Origin of the sequence: Priestia sp. FSL P4-0332 (genome assembly GCF_038005845.1) — a bacterium.
Lineage (GTDB): Bacteria > Bacillota > Bacilli > Bacillales > Bacillaceae_H > Priestia.
The window spans coordinates 1385049-1411734 of sequence record NZ_JBBOUA010000001.1 but is presented as its reverse complement, the minus strand read 5'-3'; the positions used below and the strand labels follow the sequence as shown (position 1 = coordinate 1411734).

Here is a 26686-nt window from a genome sequence, read left to right as displayed (position 1 = left end):
TCACCTACTTTGCAGTTGTTGTAGCAGCACGAGCGCATCGCTTTTTGCGTATTCTCCCTGTGCTTCCATACCGATACAAGACGGACAGCCGCTTTCGCAAGAACAATTTACAATTAATTGATTGGTTTGATTTAGCACATCATTCATTTGTTCGTATACTTTGTCACTTAGCCCAATGCCTCCCGGGTATCGATCATATAAGAAGATAGTCGGCTGTTCGTTGTGCACCGCTTTTATCTGAGGCACTACATGTAAATCAGACGGATCGCACATCACCATAAGCGGTGCAATTGACTGAAGGGCATTTGCCACGGAAATGAGCGCTTGTTCCAATCGTTCTTCAGATTCGTTAAACTGTTCTTTTTCAAAGCTTAGCCACACGGCATTTGTATGAAGCTCTTCTTCCGGAAGTGAAATGGGACCTGACCCTATGTTTTCATGCGTCTCAAACTTTATTTTTTTAAATATCGTAGCCATAGCGCTGACCATTACATCGCCATAACCGATTGAATATGTTCTCTCCATCCGTTCTTTATCAGCTTCTAGAACCTTTAAGTTAACCGCTAAGTTTGCATCGGTGAAATAGTCTACATCCACTTCACGAACATACGCTTTTTTCTCATCCCAGTCCAAGTATTCTACTTGATACTGAATGCCTTGATGCAAGTAAATCGCCTCATCATGAAGAAGCGTCATGGCACTAAAGCGATCCATTTCTCCAATTACTTTCACATTTGCAACGTCCGATTGATCAATGATGACAACATTTTCTTGGGATGCAGAGCGCAGACTGATATTATGAGCTGGGAACGAATCATTCATCCAGTACCATTTGTCTCCGCTAAAATGAATCACTCGCTCTTCTTGCAAAAACTCCAGGACGTCTTCAATTTCTACCCCATCAAATGTTTCTCCCTGCTTAAACGGCAGCTCATAGGACGCACATTTTAAATGATCGACTAAAATAACAAGATTATCAGGATTAATTCGAGCTGTTTCTGGATTTCTGCTAAAAAAGTAGTCCGGATGCTGAATCATATACTGATCAAGCGGACTTGAACTTGCGATCATCACAATGACGGCTTCTCCGTGACGTCTCCCTGCTCGTCCTGCTTGCTGCCAAGCGCTTGCAACCGTGCCTGGATAACCTGTCATCACACACACCTGCAGCTGCCCGATATCCACTCCTAGCTCTAAAGCATTCGTACTGACTACCCCGTAAATACTTCCCTCTCGAAGTCCTCTTTCTATTTCGCGTCGCTGCTTCGGCAAATATCCTCCGCGGTACCCTTGAATAGACTTATTTTGAAGCTGGTTTTTTACGAGCTCCTGCAGATACGTTAAAATAATTTCCACTCGTACTCGGCTTCGTGCAAATACAATCGTTTGAATTTTATTTTTCAAAAACTCTCCTGCAATATTTCGCACTTCAAGCGTAGCACTTCTTCTAATGTTTAACGGTTTATTAACAATAGGAGGGTTATAAAAAATAAAATGCTTGCGGCCGCTAGGCGCTCCGTTGTTATCTACTAACATAACATGAGCTCCCGTTAAATGTTCAGCGAGTTCTTTTGGGTTAGCGATGGTCGCTGATGTACAAATAAAGATAGGATTGCTTCCATAGTAGCGGCAAATTCGCTTTAACCGGCGTATAACGTTGGCTACATGGCTTCCAAAAACACCGCGGTACGTATGAAGTTCATCAATCACAATGTACTTCAAGTTTTCAAACAGTGATACCCATTTAGTATGATGAGGTAAAATAGCTGAATGAAGCATATCTGGATTCGTAATAACAATATGACCTGCTTTTCTCACCTTTTGACGGATGTTTGCCGGAGTATCTCCATCATACGTGTAGCTATTGATTGGCACTTCCATTTCTTCAATGATTTCATTTAACTCACTTTTTTGATCTTGGGCAAGCGCTTTTGTTGGAAACAAATAAAGAGCTCTAGCCTGATCATTCTCCATAATACTCTGGAGTACCGGCAAGTTGTAGCACAATGTTTTCCCTGATGCTGTCGGCGTCACAGCCACAACATTCTTCTTAGCTGTCGCCAAATCAAACGCTGTTTTTTGATGCGTATAAAGCGAACCAATTCCTCGATTCTCAAGTGCTTGCCGCAGTTTCGTATGCAAAGAAGCTGGAAATGGCGCAGTTTTAGCTTCTTTCTCTTCGATTGTATGCCAATGAACGATATTTTGCTGATATGACGGATTCGTTTGCAAGATATCCATTACTTCTTGTAAGTTTTTTCGTATTCTCATTTTCATCACCTGCTTCTATTTTAACGAATGAACGTTCGATAGAAAACCATAAGTTTTTGTATGTTTTTGGTGGATTCGGACATGGTATTAATACAGTAAATTTTTCAAGGAGATGTTAAAAATGGGAAGCCCTTATCTTTGCCCTAGCTGCAAAACAAATCGAACGCGCTTTAATATCATTGAACAAAATGCAAAACCTGTAAAAATGGATCCAAGAAGCGGAGACGTCGTAGAAGAATACACAAACGATACACTCGATGCCTTTCATGCTGCTTATAACGGACCGCAAAAACGCATTCAGTGCGGAGCTTGCGGCTTAGTAGAAGATGAGACCATGTTTGTACGGCATGCTGAATCGAATAAACTTCAATAAAAAAGGTGAGGCTCTTTGTCCTCACCTTTAATCATATAAATCTTTATGCTTTTTCTTAATCAAAAAGCAGACATTTTCATCTAAAAAATTCATGTCTTTTCTTATACAAACATGCTAAAATACCTAAAAAAGATATGGAGATGATGGTCATGTCATTCCTTCTTTCTCTTTTACCTTTCTCCTTTTTGAAGAAATTTCGTTTTCCTTCTGGAAGAGAAGTTAATGAAGATAAAATGTTCGATAAAACGAATGTAAAAATGCTTCAACAAAGAGTCAAGCTAGTTTCACTTGCTCTTGTAGTTTCCTATCCTATTTATATTTATATAGGTTTTTCTTTACTTCAACATGCGGGAACATCTCAGTTTAGACATACACTAATTGGTATTCATTTCACTAGTTTTGCTCTCTCCTCTCTTTATTTATTTTTCTATTATGTTAGTAAGAGAAAAGAGCGGTTTGCTAACTGCTTAAGCACCATTGTATATGGCTATATATTTTATTACGTATTTGCTGCAGCACTTTCTACTATTAACAGTCAGCTTTTCACAGATCGCGTAGACGTATATATGATGCTGTTGATTTCCACAGCTGTTTTGTGTCCTATGAAATTAAAACAGCTGTGCATCATTTTTATTCCTAACCATCTTTTTTTACTATACGGCTTATCACGATATGTACCGGATTCTTTTTCTCTTATTTCAAAGCAGATCAATACAACTGCAGCAGTTGCTATCGCTTTACTTATTTCATACATTCTTTATACATACCGTCACAAAGAATATATGAGTCATTTACAGCTAAAAAAAAGCGAACGTAATTTTTTTACGCTGTTCAAAATTAATCCCTACCCTTTACTATTAACAAGATTATCCGACCACAAAGTGCTGCTCATTAACAATAAAGCTATTCATTTTTACAATCTTGCTTCTCAAGATCTTGATCAAATAGACGGATTTATAATCTATCCCACCGATGAAGATCGAGAGGAGATTTTAAAACGTCTTCAACAAGAGAAATATGTAAAAAACTACATCCTAGAAGCACGGGAATATGGAGATTCTAAGTGGGTTATGATCAATTATGAATTACTAGAGTATCAAAGCGAAAGCTGCATACTCGCAGGTATTACCGATATAACCGATTTAAAAGCGGTTGAGCATGAATTGAGCTTGCATGCTTCAACTGATATGCTAACCGGAATTTTAAATCGAAGAAGTGGAATGGAAAAACTGCAGCTGGAGCTGCTGAGAGCAAAAACCAATGATACACCTTTTCTATTATGTTTTATCGATATTAATTCTTTAAAACTAGTAAATGATCAATACGGTCATAGAGAAGGCGACTGGCTTATTAAAACAATAGCAGAATCAATTAGTGGTTATATTAGCAAAGATGATACGCTCTTTCGCTACGGAGGCGATGAGTTTTTATTAATTGCTCCTGAACAAACGGAAGAATACGTACAAGAGCTGTGGCAAAATATTAATGAGCAGCTAGAAGGTAAAAAGAAAGAATTTAATAAGCCATATGCACTGTCTGCGAGTTACGGATTTATTATATGTGCGCCTTCAGACGACACCAACCTAGATACATTAATTCAAAAAGCAGATGCTGCCATGTATAAGCAAAAACATACGCGCGTTTCTTCCGCCTTTAAGTAAATCATCGAAGTCCTTGCGCCATCGATTCGCTAAATAGAATGATCAAGGAATAAATCCGTGCATGAATTACGCATGCACTTTCTTTCTTTGCAAAGAAAAACTATAATAGATGATGCAAGTATTTTACTGATATATGGAAAGGACGTACATATGTTTACAATTAAAGAATATACAGCTGAACAATTGCAGGATCCATTTGGTCTCCTTCTAGGTGAACGCTATGAATTTCATTTATACATTGAGGTAGAAGAAGATGATGAATTATATACGGGCAACGACCTAGCACTACGCTTAGTATATATTAAAGGCGAAGATAACACTTCTATTGCCCAAACTCATTTCTACGAAGTTTCAACAAATAAAGTATTAGACTTCGACCTTGAAGAAGAGGAAGAAGAAGCTGTAAAAGAGTTTTGCGGGAAGCATTTACCTTCAGAGGAAGGTACAAATAACGAGGAATAATCAAAAATAAGCTCTTTAAAAAGAGCTTATTTTTGATTTCGTTTTTCCATTAGTTTTTTAACTACTTCTTTTGGCTCCCAGCATGTAAACTGATAAGAAGGTCGGGTCTCATAGCCTAGTCTTTTGCAGAGATACTTCATTCCTTTATCCAATTTAATGCTTTGAAAATGTTGACATGTGGCACAGCAATGAAATGAACTCATGCCTTCCCTTCTCCCCTACTTTAATCTATTTTCTTAATCATACAAATAAAACAAATTTGTATAAAAAAAAGCTGCCTATCGGCAGCTTTCATATGTAGCGTTGAATTATAATTTTACAACATTCTCCGCTTGAGGTCCACGTTGACCTTCAACGATTTCAAATTCAACTTTTTGGCCTTCTTCTAATGTTTTGAAGCCTTCAGATTGGATAGCTGAAAAATGAACGAATACGTCATTTTCGCCTGGTACTTCGATAAAACCGAAGCCCTTTTCACTGTTAAACCATTTTACTGTACCTGTAGTAGCCATGTAAAAAAACCTCCAAAAAATGTAAAAATTTTAATATGTTACTCTATATTTACATTTATACCGTAAATAAAAAATTCACATATTATAAAAGAGACCTACGCGAAGTAGATCTCCTTTATAACAAGTGAATTTTCACTAAATCTAATTCGAGTATATGGTCAAACGTAGTATTCATTACATTTATTAAATTTGGTTGCGTTTACATTATACTATACCTATATGTAGAATGCAAATATTGGGCCATTCTTAACATATGGCTCATCCGTTTTGCAAAATATTTATCTTCCTTACGTCAGCATGTTATCAATATGGGCGTCGATAATTTCTTTTCGTTTATTTTGCAGGGTCTCAAATAATAGCTTAGCTTCTTCTGAAGTTAGTGCAAACGTTGTTGTTTCTTCATGGTTTTCTTCTTTTGTATGAAGCACAAATATGCTTTGTTGGATTCCACTCATACATATTCCTCCTTTTTCGATAGTATAGGCTTTTTTATATTTTTCATGTATGCTTCACACGTTTTTAACAAATTATAAGAAAGGTTAAAACTTATAAGGAGTGATACTATCATGAAGAAATCGTTTTTGTTTGTTGTAGGCTGCATGACGACCCTTTCTTTATTCGGCTGCAGCACAGCAGATCAAGGTAAAGATGGCGTCATTGATGATGACACAGTCCGCAACGTCACATATGAAAATGGGAACAATAAAACGAAAATGAATGACGTAAACGATACGCAAGACGTACAGCGTAACGAAAAAGAACAGTATAATCAGTCCGGCGGAATGAGAGTAGCCGATGTGGCGGCTGATCGTATCGTAGCGTTAAAAAATGTAAAAGATGCTAATGTAATCGTAACCGATCATACAGCTTATGTAGCAGCTGTATTAGACGATAACAAAGAAGGTAATCTCACAAAAGATATGGAGCATAAGATTGCACATGAAGTGAGAAAAGCCGACGGCAGTGTTCATCGAGTGTTTGTATCAACAAACCCTGATTTTGTAAACCGTATGAACGGATATGTAGACAAGCTTCAAACGGGCAAACCAGTTTCTGGACTGTTTAACGAGTTTTCCGAAGTTGTTCGACGCGTATTCCCGAATTCACGCTAATATACATGAATGTCAAAAGAGCATTTTATAAAATGCTCTTTTTATTTTACCTATTGCATAAAATATTGCATAAAAAATACGCTGATAAATTTCTGAATATTTTTATTTTACTTTATTTTGAAAACGATTTCATTTCTTTTGTATAAAGGTTTGGGGGATTTTAGACTTAGAAAATTTACGATTTCACGGGTTGATAGTATAGGAAAAGTTTGTTAGTTTTAAAAACCATAAGACGTTTTCATGGGATGTGTTGCTTATCCCATGCATAAAAAATGCATAAAGGGGAGATTTTGTGGATATTGGGGTTTATATTTCACTCGGCATTTATTTTGTAGGAATGCTCGGAATAGGATGGTATGCCTATACAAAAACCACTGAAGATGTAGCTGGCTATATGTTAGGAGGACGCGGGCTAGGTCCAGCCGTTACCGCCCTTTCAGCTGGCGCTTCGGATATGAGTGGGTGGATGTTAATGGGTCTTCCTGGCTCCATGTATGTAACGGGCCTTTCTAGCGTATGGCTAGCAGTAGGATTGTCTATAGGTGCTTATTTAAACTATTTAATCCTTGCTCCGCGCCTTCGCACTTATACGGAAGTAGCGAACGACTCCATTACAATTCCAGACTTTTTTGAAAATCGCTTTGGCGACCATGCCAAGGTTCTTCGAACAGTATCAGCAATCGTTATCTTTATCTTCTTCACTCTTTACACTTCAGCTGGTATGGTATCAGGTGGACGATTATTTGAATCGGCATTTAGTTTAAATTATCAAATTGGCTTGTTCGTAACAGCATCTGTTGTTATTGCCTACACTCTTTTCGGCGGATTTTTAGCCGTTAGTTTAACAGATTTTGTTCAAGGTGTTATTATGTTTCTTGCCTTAGTTTTAGTACCCATTGTAGCTTTCACCAATGTTGGAGGCGTTAACACAACAATGGATATTGTACAGGACATTAATCCAGCATACCTTGACATTTTTAAAGGTACGACCGTTTTAGGTATTATATCTTTCTTAGCCTGGGGACTTGGCTATTTCGGACAGCCACATATTATCGTGCGCTTTATGGCTATCTCTTCTGTTAAGGAGTTAAAACCCGCACGTCGTATTGGAATGAGCTGGATGATTATTTCTATTATTGGTGCTATGCTGACAGGGCTTGTTGGAATTGCATATGTAGAAAAAACGGGTATGAAACTAGCAGATCCTGAAACTATTTTTATTAAATTTGCGGATATACTCTTCAATCCGTTAATTACTGGATTTTTATATGCAGCTTTACTAGCGGCAATTATGAGTACCATTTCTTCTCAGCTGCTTGTAACGGCAAGCTCTGTTACAGAAGACTTTTATAAAACATTTTTCCGACGCAAGGCCTCTGACAAAGAGCTTGTGACGGTTGGAAGAGCTGCGGTTTTAGGTGTTGCAATTATTGGCATTTTGCTTTCTTTAAAACCTAGTGATACGATTTTAGGGCTGGTTGGATATGCTTGGGCTGGATTTGGTTCAGCTTTTGGTCCTGCTATTTTACTAAGTCTTTACTGGAAGCGTATGACTCGATGGGGAGCACTTGCAGGGATGATTGTAGGTGCTGCTACAGTATTAATTTGGGTAAATACTCCATTGAAGGATGCCCTTTACGAAATGATTCCTGGGTTCTTTTTAAGCTTATTAGCTGTTATTATTGTAAGTTTACTAACAAAGAAACCGTCAAACGATGTTCAAAATCAATTCATTGAAATGAAAGAAATCTTAATAAAAGAATCGAAATAAACAAAAAGAAGCTGAAGAAAAGTATGTTAGTTGAAGGAAGATCCGAACGATGAATCTAGATTCTTGATGAAGAATCAAATTCGTTCGGATTTTTTTATTGGTATGGTGAATGTAGGTTTCATGTATGTAGGTGCTTCTAGCGGTTGATTTAGTTATGTCTCAATCTCTTTTTGTTTTTAATCTCCTTTTCTTATCATATATATACTAAAGATCAATAAAGGAGGTTTTTGGTATGCAACATTCTTATTTCCCGTATGAACCTACACAGCAACTGCGCGTAGATACACAAAATAGAGAAATTAAAGTAATTGGTGAAGGAAGTGTTTCAGCAGTTCCAAATGAAATTTCCATGACGATTGGAACGCGCACGGAAAACCGAGACGTTCAAGAAGCCTTAAAAGAAAATTCAGCTGTTTCAAATACTCTGCTGCAAGAGATAAAAAACCTTGGAATTAATGACCAGCAAATTGAAACGGCTTCATTCACCATAAATCCTAAATATGATTATAGCGATGGAAAATCGACTCTTACAGGATACGAAGTACAGCACTTATTTAGAGTAAGAGTACAAGATGTAAAACAAGCGGGCGACGTCTATAATGCTACGTTTTCGAGCGGAGCCAACGTAGCGCAAGACCTTCAATTCCGCGTTACAAATGATGATAAATATGAACAAGAAGCGATAAGTAAAGCTTTGCTTAACGCTAAGGAAAAGGCCTTTACCATTGCCAACACGCTGCAGCTTCCTATTAACCAAATCCCTATTTTAATCGAAGAAGGATCCGTCTATCAGTCATCTGGCTCCTCGCCTAAGTTATTAGCGGCCTCTCCCCCTATTCAAGCTCAGTCCTTGACTGTATCTGCTTCTGTAAAAGTTACGTACACGTATTAATACTTATGGTAAACTATAGATTATTATAATGAAGAAACTAATCTAAAGGAGCACTTTGCACAATGACTTCTGAACATTTACTAGCAGCTTATCAAACCCTATGGTTGAACCGTTCGTTCGCTTCTAAACAAGCCATGACAAGTGAAGATCAGCTTCACGAAGCCATTATGAAAGATTTAAAGGATGAAATGACTCATCCACGCGTCCGGCAAACACCGCATGTAAAATATCATCTTGGCATAAAAAGAATTCTAAACAGCAGTCTCTCCTCTGATGAAAAAGTTGCGCTTACGTCCCTATACACAAACCTTTTAGATAGCTGTATATAACGATAAAAAGGACTTCCTTGATGGAAGTCCTTTTTTTATTTAATTAACGCTTTTTCTTCTAAGCTTTGAAAAACGGCGTCAAAGTCTTGCTTCAAATCCTCGAATTCCTCTAACCCTACTGAAAGGCGAAGAAGTGAATCAGTAATTCCTTTTTCTTCACGTACTTCTTTTGGGATACTTGCATGAGACATTGTTGCAGGATGCGTTAGAATGGATTCAACTGCACCTAGACTAACGCCAATTGAAGCCAATTTCACTCCTTGTAAAATATGTCGTGCTACTTTTTCATCCTGTACTTGGAAAGAAATCATAGCTCCGTATCCATTTGCTTGTTCTGAAATCAGCTTGTGGTCTGGATGACTTTCTAAGCCTGGATAGTATACACAGCTTACTAGAGATTGTTCTTCAAGCCACTTTGCAAACTGCAGCGCTGTTTTTAACTGCTGATCTAAACGAACTTTTAATGTCTTAATTCCTCGAAGCAGTAAAAAACAATCCTGTGGTCCTAAGATAGCACCAAAAGCATTTTGTACAAACTTTACTTCTTCTGCTAGCTTTTCATCGCTTACCACAACTAGACCGCCAATGACGTCACTGTGACCGCTGATATATTTTGTAGCACTATGAATCACAATATTTACACCAAGGTCAATCGGCTGCTGTAGATAAGGTGTTAAAAACGTGTTATCTACAATTGTAAGGAGATTGCGCTCCTTCGCCAAACTTGCTACTGCTTTAATATCCGTTACCTGTAAAAATGGATTTGAAGGGCTTTCGATATAAATAGCTCTCGTATCTTTTGTGATTGCTTCTTCTACTTTCTCAACCTTCGTTGTATCAACAAAAGTTGTTTTGATACCAAACTTTGAAAATAACCGTGTTAATACACGATATGTCCCGCCGTACGTATCGTGTGAAACTAAAATTTCATCCCCTGATTCAAAAATAGATAACACCGATGAGATAGCAGCCATACCTGATGAAAAAGCAAAACCAGCGTATCCATTTTCTAGCTGAGCAATGGTGTTTTCTAAAGCCTCACGAGTTGGATTTCCTGAACGAGAATAGTCATAGCGGCCGTTGTTCGTCTCATCTTCTTGGTTAAATGTAGATACCTGATAAATAGGTACGTTAACCGCTCCAAAATGACCGTCAATTCCTGTATTTGCATGAATTAAGTTCGTACCGAATCTATGTTTATTATTGTTGGTATGCATCAAATGCCTCCTTCAAATCTTTAATTAAATCATCTGCGTGCTCAATTCCAACTGATAATCGCAGTAAACAGTTTGTTACTCCAACACGATTTCGAATTTCCTCGGGAATATCAGCGTGTGTTTGACGAGCTGGGAATGTCATTAAACTTTCCACGCCTCCTAAGCTTTCTGCAAATGTAATAACTTTAACATTTTCCAAAAGCGTGGACACGATGTCAGGGTGTGAGACAGCAAAAGAAATCATGCCTCCAAATCCAGTCGCTTGTTTCTTCATGATTTCATAGCCTGGATGTGTTTCAAGACCAGGGTAATACACTTTTTCTACGAGATCATGAGCAGTAAGCCAATTTGCAATTTTCAGTGCGTTTTCGTTATGCTTTTCCATACGAAGCGCTAGCGTCTTAACACCGCGCAACAACAACCAGCTATCTTGTGGACCTAAGATTGCCCCAGCTGCATTTTGATAAAAACGAATTTTCTCTCCTAAGCTACTACATCGAGCGACTACAAGACCAGCAACTACATCATTATGCCCCCCAATGTATTTGCTCGCACTATGTATCACAATATCTGCTCCAAGCTCTAAAGGACGCTGATAGTAAGGGGACATGAATGTATTGTCAACGATAGTAAGCAAATCATGCTGTTTAGCTAACGCAATTGCTTCGGGCAAATCAGTCACGTGCATCATTGGATTTGTAGGTGTTTCAATAAATAAAGCTTTCGTGTTGGGACGAAGCGCATCTTTTACTTGCTCGAGATGGGCTGTGTTGACGTACGAAACAGTAATTCCTTGCTCTGAAAAGATTTCATTTAGTACTCGGTACGTTCCTCCGTATAAATCTTCTGATACAATTAAATGATCTCCGTTTTTAAATAGTGCTAAAACTGCCATTACGCCCGCCATTCCTGAAGCAAATGCTACTCCTACTTCTCCTTTTTCTAAAGCAGCAATTGCTTCTTCCAATGCTGTACGAGTAGGATTTGCCGTACGTGCATAGTCAAATCCTGTACTTTGCCCTAAAGCAGGATGAGCAAATGTTGATGCTTGATAAATGGGTGTTGTAATAGAACCTGTTGAAGGGTCGCGACCTACTCCTGAACGAACTAATAAAGTTTCAATTTTCATCTATTTCTCTCCTTAACTCAAAATAAAAAACACTCTTCACAGATGGAAGAGTGTTCGTTTATACACGATTTCTCTCATCTGTTAGAACAATACTGATGTTCCACAGGAATTAGCACCGTTCAAATGAATGTTTCATTTGATGGTTGCCGGGCATCGCAGGGCCAGTCCCTCCGCCACTCTTGATAAGAGTTCTATATAATTGTTGGTGGTTAACGTTTGTTGTTAATAACTTTAATAAAGATTTTCTTTATTGTCAACATAATTTTCTAAAAAATTCAAATCATCTCATTTGTTTATTCAATATACTTGTCCTGATAAGCACATAAAAAAAAGAGACGACAGCCAGGTCTCTTTTTCTAAGGCAAGTGCACAGATTTTACGTGAGCTAACTTCCAATACATACTTTCTCCATTTGCCGTAATTAGTTCAACAATATTATTAGAAACTTCTTTAAGTACGCCAATTTTTTCTGATTGATCCCCTAAATCTAATACGACCAGTTGATTTTCATATTTTTTAAGCTGCTCTTCAAAGTTTCTGACAAAAGGTGCAGAGGCGGGCCTTACCGGGAGCTCTTTGTCACTTAAAGAATAAGGGGTTAACTCATTACTGTAAGGGGTAAGCCATTTCAAATGATGTAGAGAAACAAAGACATTTTTATACACTGGAGAATAAAACACAAGATAATCATTCAGCACGCTTGTGATATAGCCATGCAATGATTTCCCTCCCGTTACATAAATTTCAATAAATTTCCCTTTTGCCTGCTGTAAAATATTACGATAAGAAATTCGCTGACTTTCTTCTATCAAGTTCTCTTCTATTTCACGTAAAACCGTATAGTCTTCTTCTGATACTTCTCGCAAACGATGCATGTGTAAAAGAGGAATATACAAATAATCATGTCCATTATACAAAATCATGACATCTAACCCTAAGTCAACAAGTCTGCCAATAAACTTAGTTTTCCCTGAAATATCTACTTCTACAATTTTATTAATATAACGATTTATACTCATTCTCCTCCCTCTTTCCTATATGACAGAAAAGGTGCTTTATAAGCACCTTTTTTGTTCTTATTCATTATGCTTTCCAACGATAATTTTTTGTTTGGATGACTTGCTCTCTTGACGCTGACGAGTGTGAATCTGAGCGGCGGCTTTTTCCTGACGAGTGTGAACCTGTGCGGCGGCTTCTTCCTGACGAGTGTGAACCTGTGCGGCGGCTTCTTCCTGTACGACCTTCTGGAACGCCTTCCGTTGATCCTCCGTCTTCAGTATTTGTATTTTCCTCTTTCTGCTCATCATCTTGATTATTATTTTGTTTAAAAGATCCTTTTGCTCCTACACAAATGGTTTTAACATGTCTTGGCTGTAAGCGTAATACTTGATTGTCCTGAACAAGGGTAAAAGTACCATTCCGACTTTGCACCAATACACCTTCTACAGCTTCTGGACCGCCGCCGTTGATCGATACCCATTTGTGTGATAGATGAGTAAATAAATTATTAAAGTTTTTTGATTTCATATAAGTTGGTTCCTGATTTGTAGCAAATTGATTATTCATTTGAATGTTATTATTGTTATTATTATTGTTATTATTGTTATTATTGTTTTGATATTCACTTATACTTTTTACATGTTCAACATTGATATAGACGATACCATCATCTTCCGACAGTAATACAAGGTAAGCAGACTCTGACGAACCTAATACGTCAAGGAGCTGGCCTGCTTTTTTCTCAGGACCCCCTTGATTTATTTGAACATATTTACTTTTCAGTAATGATAAAGTACTAGCAAATGTCTTGCCTCTATACAACTCTAAAGTACCGTCATTATCAAACCCGGTAAACGTCTGTGCTGAATTTGACATAGCATCTTCCGTAATACTCTTAACATGGGATAAATGATAATATACAACAGTATATTCTTGTTGATTATTTTGATTATTTTGGTTGTTTTGGTTGCTTTGGTTGTTTTGGTTGCTATTTCCCTCATTATTATTTTCATCATTGTTATTATTGTTATCGTTTTCTACTGCTAATATTAAATAATCAGACTGAACATCAAGTAAATAACCTGTTTTTGATTCAGGACCTCCTCGATAAACAGTCACCATTCTTCCTTTTAAAGGTTTAAACTGCGAAGAATAGCCTTTATCAGTTCGATTTGCATTTTTGCTGTGGCTGCGTTTTCGGTTTGGATTTGAATCTTGACCTTGATTTTGCCCATAATAATAATAATAGTTTTCCATTCTTTTTCCTCCTTGTTAGTCATCCATATTGGTCATTCATACTGTATATATACGTATCATGTACAGCTATTGATTTCGTACATTTGCCTATTATTAACAAATTCCACTTCTGCCTATCATTCTATGGTATCTAAAAAGTAAGAAGATTATTTTTAATATATGCTGTTCGGTCTTTTATAAAGGATAAAATAAATGCCGGCTCCTCATAAAATTGTTCTATATTGTTTTTTACATAAGGATCTTTCAAAATATAAGGCTTAAGCTCTTCGTGCATTTGATAGACGATGGGTTTCATATATTCCACTGTAAATTGATTATTCAGAACATTGTTCATCTTTTTAATATAACGTTTTTTAATGCTATCTACTGCCAATAAGCGAGCGGTAAGCGTGTTAAATCCTTGTGCACGGACGTAATCCCCTTCCATTACTTTTCCATTTACATCTCTTCCCCAAGTCGCATCATAATCCCATGGAATCAGTTCAAAGCGTCCACTTTCATGGTTTCGATAGAGGGCATAATTATGAACAAAACCGTCGTAATTCTGCATACAAATAATACCAACTAACCAAGATAAGTAGCGGTCGACGTGCAGATACTTCTCAATATTCTGTTCGAATTCTGTATTTGTCCACGTATTAAGATTAAATATAAACTGCTCTAATTTTTCCTCATCTCCTTGTTTCACTGCTTTATCTTCATACCCTGATAGCAGAGTTGTTTTCGGCTTTTTATCTAAGTCGCTCATTAAAGAAAAATTAGCATCTCCGTCTACTGCATAAAATATGGATCCATCCCCCAAATTTCTTTTTTTCAAAAATAGTTCATCTACCGATTCGAGCTGAAGATATATTCCTTCATTTTTACCGTTAATTGTGAGGTTTATAAACTGAGACTGAGGAGATAAAACGTCTAAGGAGGAGAAAAAATCGAGGGACAATTTGTTGCGCATAAGCGATGGATCTTTATATTCAGCGTTTAGGTGTATTTCTTTGGCACGCTGAAATATTTTCGGAGAATAGAATTCAATATAATATGACTTTTTCTTCATCTTCCGAATATGGGAGCCTCTTAGCAACAAATCAATATCGTAGCGTTTTTTGTTAAACTTCATCGTTGCCTGAACAGCTTCTTCTGACCAAATATCTCTTTGCATTTCCTTTAAATCTTTTACATTCACAAACAGAGCGTATTGAGGAATTTCTTTTTGCTTCATTACTCGACCACCTTTCTTCAATTATTAAAGTATATGAAGAGCAAATTCTCCATGATACCCCATCATATCAACTATTTCCTTAAACTCCACTTTTGACTTATATCAAAGACAAGCATCGTCGCGTATTCTATTAATGCAAGACCTAGTCCAATTGACAAGGAGGTTTTTGGATTGCATATTACAGCTGAAAAAATTAAAGAGGCTGCTGAAGCCCTAGAAAGTACAGAACTGAAATCTTTTATGTTTCAAGAGCCAACTGCCGGCCCACTAACAAGACGTCGTCGCTCTTCTCGTAGTACTGGCCGCTCTCGTCGTTCTACTCGCGGTACTCGCCGTTCTACTCGTCGTTCTACCCGCGGTACTCGCCGTTCTACTCGCCGTTCTACCCGCGGTACTCGTCGTTCTACTCGCCGTTCTACCCGCGGTACTCGCCGTTCTACTCGTCGTTCTACCCGCGGTACTCGCCGTTCTACTCGCCGTTCTACCCGCGGTACTCGCCGTTCTACTCGTCGTTCTACCCGCGGTACTCGCCGTTCTACTCGCCGCTCTCGTCGTTCTACTCGCCGCTCTCGCCGCTCTCGTCGTTCTACTCGCCGCTCTCGTCGTTCTACTCGCCGTTCTACTCGCCGCTCTCGTCGTTCTACTCGCCGTTCTCGTCGTTCTACTCGCCGTTCTTAATTTCTCTAAATACTCATCTTTATTGCAAAAAAAGCCGAAGAACCATGAGTGTCTTCGGCGTTTTTTTCCACTTATAGAAGGGGCACATTTGGAAATATACTAAGATGGGATGTTATTCATTTTACATAGAGAAGGAGAGGTTTTATGAAAAAAAACAAGCATCAAATTTCAACTTCATCAACAACAGATATCGAAGAAGTCAAACGTTTAAATGCTCAGTCTGGATTAACTTACAATGAAGTATTTACACTTCTTGGAGAAACCTATTTGAAAAATCAAAAGAAAAAATAATAAGCAGGGACTAGAAAACACCTTCTAGTCCTTATACTTTGAAAATCCCGGAAAACCCTTTTACTAGGGATGTTAATTGGTTCATGGCTCCCATCATCTGCCCCGCAGTATTCATCATCTTGTTCATATCGTAATTGCCATCACTCGATTTAAACTGAGACATTAATGACTGAAATTGAGAAGGCTGAGGCTTTTGTTGCTGAGCTTTAGGGTATGGATTAAAAGGCGCACCTGCATTATTGTACAGGGGCTGCTGGTACATTCCGTTCATATAGGGAATTTGCTGAGGACCAAAAGGCATTTGTTGCTGAGCGTACGGATGTTGCGGCATATAAGCTTCCGTCCATGGCTGCTGATGATACTGCGGAAATGGATGTACCTGACTTAAATCAAAACGTTCTGGTTGATGTTGCTCATAATACGGATAATGCTTACTTGTATACATGCAAAATCAATACCTCCTTTTTAATATTACATAATATATAGTATGTATGCAGAAATAAGAGGTGACGTTCGTCTACTTGTACTTTTGGAAAACACATTCAAAAATATGTAGGTTTCTGTCGAAAGTTTAAATTTTTCAAAAAAACGAGATTATTTAAATATATGGTACGATAAGAACAAGTGATACTACGATACGTAGTGGCACAAATGGGGATTAGGAGGGAATTTACATGTATGTGAACGAACTTCAAGAAGCTTTTATTGCGGTGAAACAGTATGAGCCGCAGTCAAGTAATGAATTACTCGATTTTGCTCAGCAGCAGTATTTAAAAGGTTTTTTAACTCCTATGAATTACAAAGCCGCTGTACGTGAACTCGAACAAATTGGAGCTACTAAGCCCGATTTTAGTGCACAAGATGATTAATTTTTTTACTACCATCGAGAAATCGGTGGTTTCTTTGTTTCCTATAAAGTGGACACATACTTCTTTTTTGACTTGTTTATACTATAAAAGCTTTAACGTAGTATTCAATAAAGGAGGTCTATCTTATGAGTCGTGGAAAACATTTTGATCATAAAAAGCAAGGACAAAGTGCAGTAACTAAAACAAATAACGCCGTTGCTTCTAAACATACTGAAAAAGTTGATTATCATATCGATACAGTCGCTTCACAAGATCACCCAGCTGTTTCTATCCAATCTCAAAAAGATTTTGATTAACTTTTTATTGATAATGATAAAATGCCTAAAGAGTTTGCTCTTTAGGCATACATAGAAAATCCCCACCTTATAAGTCTCAACGGAAGGCCGGGATTAATTATTCAATATCGACTCGAGCACATACTTATTTGAGTGATACATCTTTTTAAATCGCTTTTCTCGCGTCTCAGGATAAAAGGACTGTAGTACAACGTTTTGTAAATTTTCTTTTAACGTCTCTACTTGATTCACATGAATATATTTTGGTCGCTCTTTCTTCAGCCATTCCGTTACGAGACTAGCCCATTCATCAAGTTCTTTGAAGAAAATATCTCCATAAGGCTTTACTTCTTCAAAAAATTTCACTTCATAATTTTCTTCCTGTTGAATAGACGCTAATCGTTCTACAGCTACTTCATTATATTGAAACATGATCTCCGTACTTTTTTTCACATCTTCATTCATCGTTATTCGTCACCTCTACGATGACTATTGTAACATAAACAGTCTTTATACTGTATGAAGAACCATTTCTCTTCGGCTTCTATTCCATTCTGTTTCGGAAGGCATGCTTTCATACACAGCTACTTCAATTTCTTGCAGTGATTGGTCAATGCGATGAACTTGTTCCATATATGTTTCTTCACAATGTGTAAATGCTTCATTTATAGATGTAGACATCGTTTTATCCACTAAATCTACTTGCTCTAGTAAGCTATCTAATAAAGTCATCATTTCGCTTGTTTTAACCATACTTTGTTTCATCGCCATCCCTCCAAATTTTCCTTTGCATAACGTATTCTCTCTTTTCTTCATTGTCCCTTCATACATGACAAAACTAGTTTCTATTCGTCAAAGAAAGATGTTTTCGACATTTTCATTTATGGTGAATCGAAAGTGAACATATTGAAAACACTAGTATAGACATTTCAGCTAAGCAGATACATTCCGCTGCTGAACGTGTATTACAACATGATAGGAGGTGCCTAGATATGGCCAACAAACAGCAAAAATCACAGCCTAAAAATAAGCCTGAAACAAAAACCTACGGTGATCCTAAAAAGTTAAACGGTCCTAACCAGCCTTCTACTTAAGAACAAAACGGTCACTTGTGACCGTTTTTATTTACATTAAATACTTGCGCTACTTTCATTAATATATATAGCTGCTTTTGCTTTTGAAGATACCACTTTGTAAAATGAACTTTCTTTGGAAAAGACGGCTTTTTCATGAGCTTTTGCTCCTCTTTTTTCGTTAAAAACCACTCTTCTCTCTTCTTTTCATGATGTCTAATAGCCGGATACACCTTTCGAAGAGCAGGTGTACGGCAAATGGTTTCATTCACAAAATACTGCTCATAATCGTATCTCGAACCCGTATGCTTTGTTTTCAAAGAAAATTCATAAAACAAGGGATAATACTTTTCATGAAATAATAAAGCCGCTAATTTCTTCCCCAAATCAATCCGATTATTTACTTTTGTAAAATCATGAACAGAACAACCGTATAGCTCCCCTTTTGTAGTAGGAAAAAGGACGGAACTAAAGTGGAATATATCTTGAAAAAAAAACAGGGTACTTTTAAACACTCTATCTTGATAAAAAGGCTGTTCAATAACGGGCTGTTGAATAACATGCTGCTCATTCACAATTAACGCATGAATAAGCTGCAGTTCACAAGGTCTCTGCATAAATTGTCTCCACTTCTCTTCGATAAAAGATGAAACATTTAAATAGGGAAGTAAATGAACGTAAGAGACATGTTTTTTACGCGAAACAGCATACAATAGTAATTGAGGGAAGGCATCTTTAAAAATAAGCCAATTTGCTCTTTCATACGTCAAAAATAATAAATCGCGCGTTTGCTTTGATAACGCTTTTTTCATGTTTTTCCCTTGCAAATCACACATATTCCATCCTGCGTTTCGTGATACCATACTTGCGAGAAATGCCCACTTTACTTCAGGATATCTATGATAAAAAGTTGCATAAGCCTGGGTTCTTGATATATTATCAATATTCAGCTTGTCTGTGGTTTTTTTAATCGCCGTCAACAGCGCTTGTTCCGAACTATTGAGTGACATCTCTTCATCTTCTTTCATCTATTTTTATTTGTAGGATTTGGTATAATAGAATTTGTTTGTTTAATAGATTTACACTAAAGGAGTGATGGTTATGATTCGCTATCCTAACGGAAAGGCCTATAAGCCATTGAATACCAGCAGTCCTTCCCCTAAAAAGCTAGAAGCTAGCTATAGCAATCGTGGTATGACGCTGGAGGACGATTTAAACGAAACAAACGAATACTATGTTTCAAAAGGAATAGCCATTGTTCACAAAAAACCAACCCCTGTTCAAATTGTAAAAGTAGACTATCCGAAGAGAAGTGCCGCTGTTATCAAAGAAGCTTATTTTAAACAGGCTTCTACTACAGACTACAATGGAGTCTATAAAGGAAAACACCTTGACTTTGAAGCAAAAGAAACGAGAAATAAAACCTCATTTCCGCTGCGTAATTTTCATGAACATCAAATTGAACATATGAAGCAAATTGTGAAACAAAACGGGATTTGTTTCGTTATATTAATGTTCTCTACTTTACAAGAAATATACTTGTTCGAAGCACAGTTCCTTTTTCCTTATTGGGATGCCATGAAAAAAGATGGACGAAAATCAATCCCTAAGGCAGATATTGAAAAAAAAGGACATTTCATGGAACTTGGTTACCATCCGAGAATCGATTACATAAAAACTATAGATAAATTATACTTTTAAGAGTATGATATATATGTTTACGGAAATCATTCTCTTACAATGCGTTGAAAGGTAGGAGTTTTTATGTCAGATAATTATCGCTCTCGTGAAGAACGACGAAGAGCTATGAATGACAACAAACCAGAAGGTAAATCTCAAGGAAAACCGAAAAAGAAGAAAAAAGGAGGCCTATTTCGTAAAATTGTTGCCGCAGTTTTACTGATAGGAATCATCGGGCTCATTGCCGGAGTGGGAACTTTTTTTGCTATGATAAGTGATGCTCCAAAAGTTGATGACTCGGTATTAAAAAACTCTTTTTCATCTAAAGTATATGCAAACGATGGAAAGACAGTTGTAAAAGAAATTGGAGCTCAAAAACGTACATATGTGCAATACGATGAAATCCCTCAAGTCGTCAAAAACGCATTTATCGCTACGGAAGACGTTCGTTTTTATAAACATCACGGCGTCGACTTTTACCGTATTGGCGGAGCATTAATGGCGAACTTTAAAAACGGCTTCGGTGCTGAGGGCGGTAGTACCATTACTCAGCAAGTGGTAAAGAATTCGTTCTTATCACCAAAGAAGACGGTTAAACGTAAAGTACAAGAAATGTGGTTAGCTTACCAGCTTGAGCGTAAATATTCCAAGCAACAAATTCTTGAAATGTATTTAAACAAAATATATTTCGCATCAGGTGAAGTATACGGTATTGAACGAGCAGCTGAGAAATTTTACGGAGTTAAAAGCGTAAAAGATTTAACTCTTGATGAAGCTGCTATGTTGGCAGGCTTACCAAAAGCGCCAACTACTTATAACCCAGTTACAAACCCAGAGAATGCTACTAAACGCCGTAACACAGTATTAAACTTAATGGCTAAAAACGGCTTCATTACACAAGCCGAGGCCGACAAAGCAAAACAAGTAGATGTACAGGCTCACTTAGCTAAACAAACTGAATCAACATCTAAGTACGATGTATTTATTGATCAAGTAATCGAAGAAGTAAAAAAGAAAACAGACGCAGATCCATTTTCTGCGGGCTTAGAAATTTATACAACGCTTGACACTAATGCTCAGGACTATGTGGATGATGTGATGAATAACAAAGTAGTCAACTTCCCGAACGATAAATTCCAAGCAGGTCTTGTCGTTGTAGATAATGAAACAGGCGGTATTCAAGCAATTGGAGGCGGACGTAATCGTGTGTCAGGCGGCTTAAACTTTGCAACAAATATGAGACGTCAGCCCGGCTCAACCATTAAGCCGATCTTAGATTACGGCCCAGCGATTGAGAACTTAAAGTGGTCCACTGGACAACCGATAAAAGATGAAGAATATCATTATTCAAACGGCACGCCAATCCGAAATTTTGGACGCAATTATAAAGGGTGGGTTTCAGCGCGTGAAGCTTTAGGACGCTCACTGAACATCCCTGCTTTAAAAGCGTTTCAAGCAACCGGGGCAGACAAAGCAAAAGAGTTTGCTACGGGCCTTGGGCTAAAATTAGACGAAGAAGACGGCGAAGCTTATTCTGAATCTTATTCTATCGGAGGCTTCCGTACAGGTGTTACACCGCTACAAATGGCTGGAGCCTATAGCGCTTTTGCAAATGAAGGTATGTACAACGCACCTCATACAGTAACAAAAGTAAAATTCCCAGATGGAACAGAAATTGATTTAACGCCAAAATCAAAACGCGCAATGCAAGATTACACGGCATTTATGATGACGGACATGATGAAATCTGTTGTAAACGAATCATATGGTACAGCTCGTGCTGTTCGTACACCAGGATTAGAAATTGCGGGTAAAACGGGAACTTCGAACTTTAGTGCTGACGAGAAAAAACGATACAACATTCCAGACGCTGGTGAAAAAGACGTTTGGTTTAATGGGTTTACGCCAAACTATACGATTTCCGTATGGACAGGCTATGAAACTGCTAAAGACGGCTATATTTTAAGTGCTAATGAAACCGGCATGGCAAAAAATATCTTTAAGCATGTTATTACTCATATTTCTGAAGGCAAACCTAAAGGAAGTTTCAAGCAGCCGGACAGCGTAGTTGAACGTTCCGTGGAAAAACCAACGGGCAAAGACTTAAAACGCCCAAGCGGCTCTACTCCTTCGAGCTTAATTACTAAAGAATACTTTGTACGCGGCACTGCACCGACAAAAGTATCGCAAACGTTTGTGAAGAAAGAAAAAGAAGAAAAGAAAGAAGATAAAAAAGAGGACAAAAAAGAGAAAAAAGACAATAAAGATGTGAAGCCAAAAATTACTGCTTCGTATAGCGGAGGAGCAATTTCAGTTAACTGGTCAGCTTCAAATGCAGCCAGTGATACGACCTTTACAGTCACAATGTCATCTCCTAACGGTTCTGAACAACTCGCATCTGGCGCAGGAGCCGGTGGAAAAACAATTTCCAACCCAGCACCAGGCGCAACGTATAGTTTCACCGTAACAACAAATACGGGCGAAAGCGCTAGTTCTTCTGTAAAAGTCCCTGATTCATCAGATCAAGCTACCGAAGATGATTCTACTAAACCTGAAGATGACGGAACAACGGACGATAATCAAAATGAAGACAATAGCAACACTGATCAAAACAACGGGTCTGATCAAGGTGACGATTCATCTACTCAGCCGGATGATAACCAAAACAGCAATAATGGCAGCAATAATGGCAGCAATAACGGCGGTAACAATAGCGGCAATACCGATAATAACAATAATGATAGCGGCAATGCTAACGATGGTAATAGCGGCAACAACAGTAATAACGGAGGCACAACAACTCCTCCAGCAGACAACGGTGGAAGTGACTCAGGAAGTCAAACACCACAAACCCCTGCTACACCATCGACGCCGGCAACTCCTGCTACACCGCAGCAAGAGCCAACAACTGAAAATTAACGTAGCAGTAAAAAGCCCCTACACGTGTAGGGGCTTTATTTCTTGTGAAGAATAAGCATTTTTGCATACTGCTTACGCAGCTCATTAAATAATTCTGTCAGCTGAATATACGCTTGATAAGAAGAAACTCGCTGCAGCAAAAACATAAGTCTCTCAGCACAGTTAATAGGCTTATAGGTTAAGTCCGCTATATCTTCTTGCAGCCGATTTAAACGCCGAACGGGCTGTCCGTTAATCCAAAACAGTAAACTAATATACATAGCAGCAGCTTGTTTCATACAAGGGGCTGCTTCTTTTGCTTTTCGCAGAGAAAAAAGCGTATACAGTTCTTCCCTTTGAGTTTCCCACTTTTCAAAAAATGGCCGTATGTTCTTTTGAACATCCCTCCAAGGTGTTTTCGTTTCTTTATGTACATCGTATAAAATATCATAAGCAAAATAATTTTTTCCACCCACTTCAAGAACCCGATCTTCTTTTGAATAGAATGGTTCGCATATGAAATGTGACGGCACTTCAATCGGTAACATCTGTCTTCTTCTCTTTTCCTTTCATTCGTTTCTTTCCTTCTCGGCAAAGATCAAGAAGCGGGCAGACATGACATTGAGGAGACTGTGCTTTACAGTGATAGCGTCCAAAAAAGATAAGTCGATGATGCGTAACTGACCATTCATCTTTCGGAACTTTTCTCATTAGCGTTTTTTCTACTTCCAAAACGGAATCTTTCCACCTGCAAATCCCGAGGCGTTTACTTACACGTTCTACATGCGTATCTACTGCTATTGACGGTACTCCAAAAGCTACGGATACAACAACATTAGCCGTCTTACGCCCTACTCCTGGAAGATTGGTCAGCTCATCACGATCTCTTGGAACTTCTCCTCCGTACTCATCAATGAGCATACGGCAGAGCTTTTGAATATTTTTAGCTTTGTTTCTATATAAGCCAATTGATCTAATATCTTGCTGCAGCTCTTCTAACGAAACGGCTAAATAGTCTTCAGGCGTTTGATATTTCTTGAATAAATCCGCTGTTACGCGATTGACTAAAGCATCTGTGCACTGAGCAGATAGCGCCACAGCAATGACTAAATCAAAGGAATTCCGATGATTTAACTCACAGTGGGCGTCAGGAAACATTTCTGCCATAGCATCTAGGCACTGTCTGATTTGTTTTAACGTTAACATACTAGTTCTCCTTCTTCTTACAGGTAGTTCCCTCCTATTTTACAATAGGGTTCCTGTCAAATGCTACTTTTGTCCATATTCTTTTAAAAAAGCTGCTTCAAGATTCAATTACTTGGATCTTGAAGCAGCTTTTTATCCTGTCATTGCTCTAGCCAGTTAAAAAAAGGAATGGCTGATGTAGACTGAGAAGGGTTAACAGAAGATAGTTTTTTGGGCTGTTGATTTTGACGAAATTTTTGGCTATGCTTGCGGGCTTGATCAATGGTTTGAATACCATTTTTCTTCCATTCAAATAAAATACGATCAATATACCGGAAGTTTAATTTTCCCGACATCACCGACTCTCTTAGTGCCGCTTTAATAATAATGGGATCATGATGATCTTGATCAATCCACATCGCTAGCGTTTCACATTCAAACGGAGACAATGCTCTGCCGAACTCTTTTTCAAACATTGTATATAAATTAAGCTCTTCTTGTTCTTCTTCGCTTTTTTCTACTTCTCTTGTTTCTTGCATCATATGATGAATAAGCTTTTCCCAAAGCGGTTTTAATGAATAACGTTCACAAATAAGGGCGTTTTGCTGTTGATCTTGCTCAATAGATAAAAAGCCGCGCTGAATTAATGCTCGCAGCGTATCCATACAGACAGCACTTGAAATACTCATTTTTGCCGCCAATTCGTTAGGTGTCGGGAAACCTTCACCGCCTTCAATGGAAACATAAATATGCATTAACGTCATGAATTCCGTTTCGTTCATTCCCAAATCGCTATAGTGATTAAACAGCAGCTTCGGAATTGAAACTGTGCCTTGTTCAAACCATTCAATTAACGTTTCTTTTTTCATATCCGAACACCTCAGTAGTTAGTATATCATGAAGTTTATAGTCAAAGTAATAATTATTCGAAGCTAAAAAAGCTTCTATGTAAAACTTTCCGCTGAAACCGTACCATTGCTCTGCACATATAAAATATATACGAACGATGACTTCCTTCCAAGAATATTACACTAACTTATTCTTTCGAGAATTGCAACTCCCTTTTAAGTTAGACTCTTTTCTATGTTTGCCTTTGTTTCCTTATGATATAAGTAAAAGCCTCGTTTTTCTTTTCTTTTTATGATTCATAAAAAAAGCTAAAAAAGTATCCTGACTACAAGAGTCAGAATACTTTTTTCACTTCCTTACGGGTATAGACGGTTTAATAAGCGTGGGAATGGAATCGTTTCACGAACGTGTTCTACGCCGCTAATCCATGCTACCGTACGCTCAAGGCCTAAACCAAATCCTGAATGTGGAACTGAGCCATACTTACGAAGCTCTAAATACCACTTATACGTTTCAGTATCTAATTTGTGCTCTTCTACACGCTGCGCTAAAAGCTCTTGATCATGAATACGTTCAGAGCCTCCAATGATTTCTCCGTAGCCTTCTGGTGCAATTAAGTCTGCGCATAATACTACGTCTTCATTTGTTGGATCTGGCTGCATATAAAATGGTTTTAATGACGTTGGATAGTGTGTAATGAATACCGGCTTGTCATAGCTTTCTGCGATAGCCGTTTCATGCGGTGCTCCAAAGTCATCTCCCCACTGAATGTCTGTAAATCCTTTTTCATGTAAAAATTTAAGAGCCTCATCGTACGAAATACGAGGGAATGGCGCTTTAATTTGTTCTAACTTAGATGTATCACGGCCTAGTACATTTAACTCTAACTTACAGTTTGTTAAAACAGACTGTACGACATGAGACACATACTCTTCCTGTACTTTCAAGTTATCTTCGAATTGGTAGAAAGCCATCTCTGGTTCAATCATCCAAAACTCAATTAAATGACGGCGTGTTTTAGATTTTTCAGCGCGGAACGTTGGACCAAATGAAAATACTTTTCCAAGCGCCATTGCCGCTGCTTCCATATAAAGCTGTCCACTTTGAGAAAGATATGCATCTTCCTCAAAATATTTCGTGTGGAATAATTCTGTTGTTCCTTCAGGAGCACTTCCTGTTAGGATTGGAGGATCTACTTTTGTAAACCCGTTTTCGTTAAAGAATTCGTACGTTGCACGAATAATTTCGTTACGAACCTTCATAACAGCATGTTGACGTTTAGAACGGAGCCATAAATGACGGTTATCCATTAAGAACTCTGTTCCATGTTCTTTTGGCGTAATTGGATAATCAACAGCTTCATGAATAACTTCAAGGCTTGTAACTGTTAACTCATAGCCAAACGGTGAGCGCTCATCTTCACGCACCACACCTGTTACATATAGTGATGATTCTTGCGTCATAGATTTAGCTAATTTAAAAGTTTCTTCTTCTACTTCAGCTTTTACAACTACCCCTTGCATGAATCCTGATCCATCGCGCAGCTGTAAAAAGGCAATTTTACCACTTGAACGTTTATTCGCTAACCAAGCACCAATTGTTACTTCTTTTCCTACATGCTTGCTTGCTTCTGAAATCGTAATTTTCACGATTAATATCCCTCCAAAAAACTTACATTTCGTAATTA

At 37.9% G+C, this 26686-nt stretch carries 31 protein-coding genes and 1 riboswitch; of the genes, 14 read left to right on the top strand and 17 right to left on the bottom strand.

From position 1 onward, the window contains the following. Positions 1 to 2271: a DEAD/DEAH box helicase gene (locus MKY06_RS07185; RefSeq protein ID WP_013056135.1), complete on the bottom strand. Its 2271-nt coding sequence runs from the start codon at positions 2269 to 2271 to the stop codon at positions 1 to 3. Between the two features lie 121 nt (positions 2272 to 2392). Between MKY06_RS07185 and MKY06_RS07180 the strand changes: the two genes are divergently transcribed. The 3 genes from MKY06_RS07180 to MKY06_RS07170 all read left to right on the top strand — a co-directional run bounded on the left by MKY06_RS07180 (position 2393) and on the right by MKY06_RS07170 (position 4767). Beyond that, on the top strand, positions 2393 to 2644 hold the full coding sequence (locus MKY06_RS07180) for a hypothetical protein (protein ID WP_013056134.1): 252 nt from the start codon (positions 2393 to 2395) through the stop codon (positions 2642 to 2644). 149 nt (positions 2645 to 2793) lie between these two features. Beyond that, positions 2794 to 4305: a sensor domain-containing diguanylate cyclase gene (locus MKY06_RS07175; RefSeq protein ID WP_098322017.1), complete on the top strand. Its 1512-nt coding sequence runs from the start codon at positions 2794 to 2796 to the stop codon at positions 4303 to 4305. A 150-nt stretch (positions 4306 to 4455) separates the two neighbouring features. After that, complete coding sequence (locus MKY06_RS07170; protein ID WP_013056132.1) at positions 4456 to 4767, top strand: DUF6509 family protein; 312 nt, start codon at positions 4456 to 4458, stop codon at positions 4765 to 4767. Between the two features lie 26 nt (positions 4768 to 4793). Here MKY06_RS07170 and MKY06_RS07165 read toward each other — a convergent pair whose 3' ends face one another. The 3 genes from MKY06_RS07165 to MKY06_RS07155 form a co-directional block, all read right to left on the bottom strand. Then, positions 4794 to 4970 (bottom strand): hypothetical protein, encoded by a 177-nt coding sequence (locus MKY06_RS07165; RefSeq protein WP_170959566.1) that lies wholly within the window; start codon positions 4968 to 4970, stop codon positions 4794 to 4796. Positions 4971 to 5075: 105 nt separating this feature from the next. Beyond that, positions 5076 to 5279 (bottom strand): cold-shock protein, encoded by a 204-nt coding sequence (locus tag MKY06_RS07160; protein WP_013056130.1) that lies wholly within the window; start codon positions 5277 to 5279, stop codon positions 5076 to 5078. Positions 5280 to 5566: 287 nt separating this feature from the next. Continuing rightward, positions 5567 to 5734, bottom strand: coding sequence for a hypothetical protein (locus MKY06_RS07155; protein WP_013056129.1), 168 nt, complete (start codon positions 5732 to 5734; stop codon positions 5567 to 5569). Positions 5735 to 5845: 111 nt separating this feature from the next. On the opposite strand from MKY06_RS07155, the gene MKY06_RS07150 reads away from it, so the two are divergent. The 4 genes from MKY06_RS07150 to MKY06_RS07135 all read left to right on the top strand — a co-directional run bounded on the left by MKY06_RS07150 (position 5846) and on the right by MKY06_RS07135 (position 9383). Further along, positions 5846 to 6391: a YhcN/YlaJ family sporulation lipoprotein gene (locus MKY06_RS07150; RefSeq protein ID WP_013056128.1), complete on the top strand. Its 546-nt coding sequence runs from the start codon at positions 5846 to 5848 to the stop codon at positions 6389 to 6391. Between the two features lie 292 nt (positions 6392 to 6683). Then, on the top strand, positions 6684 to 8162 hold the full coding sequence (gene putP / locus MKY06_RS07145; protein ID WP_013056127.1) for a sodium/proline symporter PutP: 1479 nt from the start codon (positions 6684 to 6686) through the stop codon (positions 8160 to 8162). 232 nt (positions 8163 to 8394) lie between these two features. Beyond that, the gene (locus MKY06_RS07140; protein ID WP_098278405.1) at positions 8395 to 9054 is read left to right on the top strand and encodes an SIMPL domain-containing protein; all 660 of its coding nucleotides are present in this window, start codon (positions 8395 to 8397) and stop codon (positions 9052 to 9054) included. 62 nt (positions 9055 to 9116) lie between these two features. Then, the gene (locus MKY06_RS07135; protein ID WP_078081621.1) at positions 9117 to 9383 is read left to right on the top strand and encodes a hypothetical protein; all 267 of its coding nucleotides are present in this window, start codon (positions 9117 to 9119) and stop codon (positions 9381 to 9383) included. Between the two features lie 35 nt (positions 9384 to 9418). Here MKY06_RS07135 and MKY06_RS07130 read toward each other — a convergent pair whose 3' ends face one another. The 5 genes from MKY06_RS07130 to MKY06_RS07110 form a co-directional block, all read right to left on the bottom strand. Beyond that, positions 9419 to 10600, bottom strand: a complete 1182-nt coding sequence (locus MKY06_RS07130; RefSeq protein ID WP_013056123.1) for a trans-sulfuration enzyme family protein — start codon at positions 10598 to 10600, stop codon at positions 9419 to 9421. Further along, on the bottom strand, positions 10584 to 11729 hold the full coding sequence (locus tag MKY06_RS07125) for a trans-sulfuration enzyme family protein (protein ID WP_013056122.1): 1146 nt from the start codon (positions 11727 to 11729) through the stop codon (positions 10584 to 10586). Before MKY06_RS07125 ends, MKY06_RS07130 begins: the two co-directional genes overlap by 17 nt. Before the next feature lie 71 nt (positions 11730 to 11800). Next, positions 11801 to 11918, bottom strand: a riboswitch (SAM riboswitch). Between the two features lie 167 nt (positions 11919 to 12085). Then, a complete protein-coding gene (locus tag MKY06_RS07120; RefSeq protein ID WP_013056121.1) occupies positions 12086 to 12748 on the bottom strand; it encodes a hypothetical protein in 663 nt (220 codons plus the stop codon). A 64-nt stretch (positions 12749 to 12812) separates the two neighbouring features. Then, complete coding sequence (locus tag MKY06_RS07115) at positions 12813 to 13985, bottom strand: spore coat protein (protein WP_098399741.1); 1173 nt, start codon at positions 13983 to 13985, stop codon at positions 12813 to 12815. 130 nt (positions 13986 to 14115) lie between these two features. Continuing rightward, entirely contained in the window at positions 14116 to 15201 is a 1086-nt protein-coding gene (locus MKY06_RS07110; protein WP_098278403.1) for a CotH kinase family protein, read from the bottom strand. 171 nt (positions 15202 to 15372) lie between these two features. Between MKY06_RS07110 and MKY06_RS07105 the strand changes: the two genes are divergently transcribed. Both MKY06_RS07105 and MKY06_RS07100 read left to right on the top strand, forming a co-directional pair. Further along, the gene (locus tag MKY06_RS07105; RefSeq protein WP_340960498.1) at positions 15373 to 15879 is read left to right on the top strand and encodes a CotG/ExsB N-terminal domain-containing protein; all 507 of its coding nucleotides are present in this window, start codon (positions 15373 to 15375) and stop codon (positions 15877 to 15879) included. A gap of 144 nt (positions 15880 to 16023) precedes the next feature. Next, positions 16024 to 16170, top strand: a complete 147-nt coding sequence (locus tag MKY06_RS07100; protein ID WP_013056117.1) for a hypothetical protein — start codon at positions 16024 to 16026, stop codon at positions 16168 to 16170. A gap of 31 nt (positions 16171 to 16201) precedes the next feature. On the opposite strand, the gene MKY06_RS07095 is transcribed toward MKY06_RS07100, so the two are convergent. Next, positions 16202 to 16615 (bottom strand): YppG family protein, encoded by a 414-nt coding sequence (locus MKY06_RS07095; RefSeq protein ID WP_053487029.1) that lies wholly within the window; start codon positions 16613 to 16615, stop codon positions 16202 to 16204. A gap of 229 nt (positions 16616 to 16844) precedes the next feature. Here MKY06_RS07095 and MKY06_RS07090 point away from each other — a divergent pair, with 229 nt between their 5' ends. Together MKY06_RS07090 and MKY06_RS07085 are read left to right on the top strand one after the other, a co-directional pair. Continuing rightward, positions 16845 to 17039 (top strand): YppF family protein, encoded by a 195-nt coding sequence (locus tag MKY06_RS07090; protein WP_013056115.1) that lies wholly within the window; start codon positions 16845 to 16847, stop codon positions 17037 to 17039. Between the two features lie 125 nt (positions 17040 to 17164). Further along, positions 17165 to 17335, top strand: coding sequence for a hypothetical protein (locus MKY06_RS07085; RefSeq protein ID WP_013056114.1), 171 nt, complete (start codon positions 17165 to 17167; stop codon positions 17333 to 17335). A 93-nt stretch (positions 17336 to 17428) separates the two neighbouring features. Here the strand turns inward: MKY06_RS07085 and MKY06_RS07080 are convergent, their stop codons facing one another. Together MKY06_RS07080 and MKY06_RS07075 are read right to left on the bottom strand one after the other, a co-directional pair. After that, positions 17429 to 17779 (bottom strand): YppE family protein, encoded by a 351-nt coding sequence (locus MKY06_RS07080; RefSeq protein WP_013056113.1) that lies wholly within the window; start codon positions 17777 to 17779, stop codon positions 17429 to 17431. 45 nt (positions 17780 to 17824) lie between these two features. Next, a complete protein-coding gene (locus MKY06_RS07075) occupies positions 17825 to 18079 on the bottom strand; it encodes a hypothetical protein (protein ID WP_013056112.1) in 255 nt (84 codons plus the stop codon). Between the two features lie 227 nt (positions 18080 to 18306). On the opposite strand from MKY06_RS07075, the gene MKY06_RS30710 reads away from it, so the two are divergent. Next, complete coding sequence (locus MKY06_RS30710) at positions 18307 to 18408, top strand: hypothetical protein (RefSeq protein WP_016763465.1); 102 nt, start codon at positions 18307 to 18309, stop codon at positions 18406 to 18408. Positions 18409 to 18419: 11 nt separating this feature from the next. Here the strand turns inward: MKY06_RS30710 and MKY06_RS07070 are convergent, their stop codons facing one another. Continuing rightward, positions 18420 to 19415 (bottom strand): DUF2515 family protein, encoded by a 996-nt coding sequence (locus MKY06_RS07070; RefSeq protein ID WP_013056111.1) that lies wholly within the window; start codon positions 19413 to 19415, stop codon positions 18420 to 18422. A gap of 73 nt (positions 19416 to 19488) precedes the next feature. Between MKY06_RS07070 and recU the strand changes: the two genes are divergently transcribed. Together recU and MKY06_RS07060 are read left to right on the top strand one after the other, a co-directional pair. Next, positions 19489 to 20088, top strand: a complete 600-nt coding sequence (gene recU / locus MKY06_RS07065) for a Holliday junction resolvase RecU (RefSeq protein WP_013056110.1) — start codon at positions 19489 to 19491, stop codon at positions 20086 to 20088. A 63-nt stretch (positions 20089 to 20151) separates the two neighbouring features. Next, on the top strand, positions 20152 to 22986 hold the full coding sequence (locus MKY06_RS07060; protein ID WP_098287400.1) for a transglycosylase domain-containing protein: 2835 nt from the start codon (positions 20152 to 20154) through the stop codon (positions 22984 to 22986). Positions 22987 to 23021: 35 nt separating this feature from the next. Here MKY06_RS07060 and MKY06_RS07055 read toward each other — a convergent pair whose 3' ends face one another. The 4 genes from MKY06_RS07055 to asnS all read right to left on the bottom strand — a co-directional run bounded on the left by MKY06_RS07055 (position 23022) and on the right by asnS (position 26648). Further along, positions 23022 to 23513, bottom strand: coding sequence for a YpoC family protein (locus MKY06_RS07055; RefSeq protein WP_013056108.1), 492 nt, complete (start codon positions 23511 to 23513; stop codon positions 23022 to 23024). After that, positions 23500 to 24171, bottom strand: a complete 672-nt coding sequence (nth, locus tag MKY06_RS07050) for an endonuclease III (protein WP_098278391.1) — start codon at positions 24169 to 24171, stop codon at positions 23500 to 23502. The genes MKY06_RS07055 and nth overlap by 14 nt, the downstream gene beginning before the upstream one ends. A 140-nt stretch (positions 24172 to 24311) precedes the next feature. Next, on the bottom strand, positions 24312 to 25019 hold the full coding sequence (locus tag MKY06_RS07045; RefSeq protein WP_016763459.1) for a DnaD domain-containing protein: 708 nt from the start codon (positions 25017 to 25019) through the stop codon (positions 24312 to 24314). Positions 25020 to 25355: 336 nt separating this feature from the next. Continuing rightward, a complete protein-coding gene (gene asnS, locus MKY06_RS07040) occupies positions 25356 to 26648 on the bottom strand; it encodes an asparagine--tRNA ligase (protein ID WP_013056105.1) in 1293 nt (430 codons plus the stop codon). Between the last annotated feature and the right edge of the window lie 38 nt (positions 26649 to 26686).